A 4985-nucleotide genomic window follows, 5' to 3' on the forward strand; every position below is an offset into this window, starting at 1 on the left:
AGTACTAGCCGGTCGGCCCGAAGCAGAACGGCTCGCAGGTGCCCGCGACGCCGGAGGGCTGGGTGGGCACCGCGCCCGGGTCGGTGGCGATGTGCAGTCCGCCCGTGGTGGCGACGGCGAGCAGGACCGCCGCTCCGGCCGCCAGCACCACGCCGAAACAGATCAGGAACCAGTCCGGGGGGAAGCGGCGGCGGAACAGCAGCAGCACCGCGAGCACGCCGAGTTCGGTGAACTGCACTACCTGGACGTTCACCGAATCACCTGCTGTTCCGCGCAGTTTCGCGGCTCGCTCGCCGACTCCCCGAATTCGCCCGACCGCAGTGCGAGCAGGCACATGGCGTCGGTGAGTTCCAATTCGAGTTCCTCGGCATGCAATCTCGCGACCAAGAGATCCGATTCCGCGTTCCGATAAATGGAATCGTCGAGAATCAACTCCGCGAGCCGGACCCCCACCAGGGCCTGATCCCTGCTGAGCCGCCGATATGTGGGCAGGTAGGACAGCACCCACCACCCCCGATCCGGCCCCGGAACATCGATCCTGAAGGCCGCTTCCTGAACGAGATCGCTGGTGATCAGCCAGTCCGTGACCTGAATTGCCATGCGGGAACTCCCTTCTACCCGATCGACCGACCCACCGGCCGACCTACTTGCAGGATCCGGAATTCCCCGCACCGGTTCACGAAGTGGAACGGGAGAACTTTCGCAATTCCGCCACATCGCTTGACCTGGTGAAACACCCACTGCTACCAAGGAATCGGCAATAACGGGGGCAGGGTTTTATGACGAGAGCCGAGCGGCGCATCACCAAGGCCGACCGCCGTCGCCTCCGAGATCGACTGGCGGCCACCGGACTCTCCGATGCGCAGCTGCTGCCGCTGCTGGTGGGCGAGCTGCGTCAGCAGGGCCTGCGGCCGCGGGCGGCGTGGCGGTACGCGGCGGGGCTGGCGCGCACCTGCGGCCGCCGCGAGATCGCCGCGCTCACCCTCGAGGATGTGGCGGAGGCGTTCAACGGTCATCGCGCCGGGCGCCGCAGAACCGTTCAGGGCAACCAGATTTCGCACTACGAGCGCTGGCCGGCGGTGCGCAACGGCCCGCGGCTGACCGTCGAGGTGCTGGAGGTGCTGGCCGCCATCTACGGCACGACCTGGGAGGAACTGGTCGACACCGAGGACCTGGCGCACCTGGCGGCGGCGGACGTGGAACGTTTCCGGGATGCGGTGACCCGGCGCACCACCCTGCGCGCCGATGCCCCGATCGCGGATCTGCCGCCGCGCGAACCGAACTTCATCGGCCGCCGGGAGGCCGTGCGGGAGATCGAGCGGCGGGTCACCGCGCATCGCCACGACCGCAGCGCCCCGTCGGTGCACGTGATCCACGGGCATCCCGGGGTCGGCAAGACCACGCTGGCCCGCTTCGCCGAGGCGCTGTTCGCCCCGCGGTATCCGGACGGCCGGATCTGGGTGGATCTGCACGGGTACACGCCGGGCCAGGAGCCGCGCAAGCCCGCCGATGTGCTCGAACAGCTACTGCTGGAGATCGGGGTACCGCGCGAGACCATTCCGGCGGATCTGGTGCGACGATCGGACAAATGGCGAAACGCCATGCGTACCAAGCAGATGTATCTCACCTTCGACAATGCCGCCGACAGCGACCACGTGCGGGACCTGCTGCCGCTGTCGGCGGGGAGCCTGGTGGTGGTCACCAGCCGCACCCATCTGACCAAGCTGGCCGGCGCGGATCCGCTCCCACTGGACGCGATGAACAGTGTCGAGGCCGAACAGCTGCTGGTCCGGCTGGCCGGTCTACCGCCCGGCTACGACCGCGACGCCGCGCAGCAGATCGTGCGCACGGCGGGCAATCTGCCGCTGGCCATCAAGCTGATCGCCGGGCACATCGCCTATCACGGCGAGAGCATGCTGGCCGCCTTCGCCGCCGATTTCGCCGAACTGACCGAACGCAATACGTCCTCGGATCGCGCCGGTGATTCGCCCGCCCGTCACATCCTCGACCGGTTCAGCGCCGAGGACGAATCGGTGCGCGCCGCCTTCGAACTGTCCTACCGCCGCCTGCGCGATCCGGACCTGCAACGCCTGGTCCGCCTGCTGGGCTCGTTCCCCGGCTCGGAGATCACCGCCGAGATTCTGGGCGCCATGGCGGCCATCTCGGTGGACGAGGCGAAGAGCCTGATCAACCGGCTCTCGGAGGCGGGCCTGCTGGATGTGGTCCCCGGCTCGAATCACCCGTCGCGCTATCGGATGCACGACCTGAACCGACTGTGCGCACAGCTGCGGGCCGAGCACGAGAACCAGCCCGAGGACCGGCGGGTGGCGGTCGAGCGCATCATCGCGCACAGCCTGACCGTCGCGCGGCAGGCGGCGACACTGCGGCCTTTCGATTCCGCGGGCAGCCCGTATCCGGCGACGAGTTCTCTGGATGCCGCGACCCACGCCCGGGAGTGGCTGAGCCGGGAGCGGGAACTGCTGCTCGACTGCCTGCCGCTGGCCGGAATCACTTCCGACACCGCGGACTTGGCGCGCCTGCTGGCCTGCCACCTGTGCAGCGTGGGCCATTGGTCCGACGCCGATCGGCTCTACGACCGGGCCCTGTCCATCGCGGATCAGCTGACCGATCCGGTGGGCCGGGCGTGGGCGCTGCTGGGCCGCGGGCGGATTCAACGGCTGCGTGGCAATCACGAGCGGGCCGAGGCCACCTTCGCGGCCGCGCACCGCATCGGCGTCGAACTGTCGGATCGCCGCATCCAGGTGGAATCGCTGTGCGAGCGCGGCCAATCCGAATGGATCACCGGCGATTACGAGCTGGCTCGGGAGCATTTCCAAGAGGCCCTGGCGATTTCCCGCGAGATCGGCCACCGGCAGACGGAATGCGATGCGCTGGAGGGCCTCAGCCAGGCCGAGCGAATGGCGAGCCGGTACCGCAGGGCCGAGGAGTATTCGCTGGAGGCGCTGGCCATCGCCTCCGAGCTGGCCGACCTCGAGCGCCTGGGCACCGCCCAGTGGGGATATGCCGAAGTGGTCCGCCTGTGGGGCCAGTTCGACGTGGCGCGGCAGCCCTACCTGATGGCCCAGCGCATCGCCCGCAGCATCGAGCACCGCAAGATGGAGGGTGACGCACTGCGCGGGCTCGGCCACGTCGAGCGCATGGTCGGCAACGCGGACGTGGCGGCGAAACGCTATGGGGCAGCACTGGAGATCGGCCGCCGCATCGGCGACCAGTACAGCGCCGAGTGGTCGCTGTGGGGGCTGGGCAATCTGGCGCGGGGTCGCGGCGACCACGAGGAGGCGCGCGACTGCTTCCGGGAGGCGTACGTGATCGCGAAACTCATCGACGACCCGCTGGGTCGGATCGATACCCTGCGCGGGCTCGGGCACACCTATCGGCAGGGCGCCGACCGCGCCGGGACCGAGGACTATCGGCTGGCACGGCTCAATTACGAGGAGTCGCTGCAGGTGGCCGAGCGAATCGGGGACCAGCTGGGCAAGGCCGACGGCCTGCGGGCGCTCGGCAAGCTCGCGTGCCGGATCGGCGATCGGGCGGCGGCCCGCGAACTGCTGGACCAGGCGTACGCGCTCTACGCCGAGATCGAGTCACCGCGCGCCGAGCTGTTGCGATCCGAGCGCGCGGAGCTCGGGTGCTAGAGCTCCGCGCACCGGCGCAGCGCCAGCACCGCGCGTGTCTTTGCGCAGGCGTACATTTCGCTGATCAGCACGTGGTCCTCGGTATCGGGCCCCGCGCCCCGGGGCCCGAACAGGCAGCATTCGATTCCGGCCCGGCTGAGATGGGTGGTGTCATTGCCGCAGAGCGAAAAGGGCAGGTCCAGACCGGTTTTCTCGACCTCGTAGTCCGAGACCAGCGGCAGGATCTCGGCGATATCGGCGACCAGTTCGGATTCGGGTGATTCATCCATGGGCGGCATATCCGTCCCGCCGACTTCGAAGACCGGATCCGGCGGGTGATCCAGCGTGATCTCCGCGTCTCGATGTTCCGTACGCGCCTGTGTCAGTATGGTTTCCAGGGCCGCGATGACGTCGCGCGGCTCGTACGGGGGCGGGTACCTTACATCGATCAGCGCGGTGGCCTTGTCCGCCAGATAACTGATTCCGGACAGGGTGTGGGTTTCCCCACGCCCGGCGATCAAACCGGCGATCTGTACCCGCGGCAGGGTCTCGAAATCCGGATTGCGCAGCCCCAAGTGCGCCGAGTCGAGCAGGTCCAGGGTGCGGCGCAGCACCGCGATGGCGTCGACGCCCTCGGTGTGGCGGCTGGTGTGGGCCCGGCGACCGTGCACCACGATGGCACATTTCTGCACGCCCGCGGTGCGGGTGAGGACGCGGCGCACCGAATAGGGTTCCGGCACCACCGCGGCATCGGCGCGGTAGCCCTGCTCCAGCGCGAATACGGTGCCGATGCCGCCCTGCAGTTCCCCTACGACGAACTCGAGCAGCAGCGCCCGGCGCAGCGGAATTCCACTGCGCTGCACAATGATCGAGGCCCCGAGCATGGCCGCGAGCCCACCTTTCATATTGTGCCGCCCGGCCCCGCAGAGCCGGTCGCCGTCCCGCCGGGCGATCAGCCGGTCGGGACCCGCGTCACGGCCGAGCGGATCCATGTCGAGATGCCCGTTCAGCAGCAACGCGGGCGTGCCGTCGGCGGGACCGAGCCGGGCTATGGTCTGTTCCCGCCCCGGTCGCACGACTTGCTTCTTCCGAGTTATCCCATGGTGCCGCAAGAGTTTTCGCACATGCCGGGCCAGTGGCGTCTCATGGCCGGTCGGTGAGGCGATCGCGGTGAGGCCGGATGCGATCTCGAGCAGCAGCTTCTCCGGCAGCAGCCGTTCGAAGTCCAGCTGTCCGAGCTCGGCGGTCATCGCGGCCGGAATCCGATGAGCAGCACATCCCGGTAGGCGGGGCGGCCCGGCACGGCGATCTCGATCTCACCGGCATAGTGCAGGACTCGTTCGTCGCTCG

At 68.7% G+C, this 4985-nt stretch carries 4 protein-coding genes; 1 reads left to right on the forward strand and 3 read right to left on the reverse strand.

Annotated elements, in window-relative coordinates; translation table 11 throughout:
• Window positions 1-4 precede the first annotated feature (4 nt).
• The gene (locus tag NS2_RS34950; RefSeq protein ID WP_143161482.1) at window positions 5-253 is read right to left on the reverse strand and encodes a hypothetical protein; all 249 of its coding nucleotides are present in this window, start codon (window positions 251-253) and stop codon (window positions 5-7) included.
• Window positions 250-600: a hypothetical protein gene (locus NS2_RS34955; RefSeq protein ID WP_033091641.1), complete on the reverse strand. Its 351-nt coding sequence runs from the start codon at window positions 598-600 to the stop codon at window positions 250-252. The genes NS2_RS34950 and NS2_RS34955 overlap by 4 nt, the downstream gene beginning before the upstream one ends.
• A gap of 179 nt (window positions 601-779) precedes the next feature.
• On the opposite strand from NS2_RS34955, the gene NS2_RS34960 reads away from it, so the two are divergent.
• A complete protein-coding gene (locus tag NS2_RS34960) occupies window positions 780-3656 on the forward strand; it encodes a tetratricopeptide repeat protein (RefSeq protein WP_033091642.1) in 2877 nt (958 codons plus the stop codon).
• Here the strand turns inward: NS2_RS34960 and NS2_RS34965 are convergent.
• Complete coding sequence (locus NS2_RS34965; protein ID WP_052486832.1) at window positions 3653-4885, reverse strand: M20 family metallopeptidase; 1233 nt, start codon at window positions 4883-4885, stop codon at window positions 3653-3655. The two genes, NS2_RS34960 and NS2_RS34965, sit on opposite strands and share 4 nt — an antisense overlap.
• Window positions 4886-4985 lie beyond the last annotated feature (100 nt).

This window comes from Nocardia seriolae NBRC 15557, assembly GCF_007990715.1.
Taxonomy (GTDB): domain Bacteria; phylum Actinomycetota; class Actinomycetes; order Mycobacteriales; family Mycobacteriaceae; genus Nocardia; species Nocardia seriolae.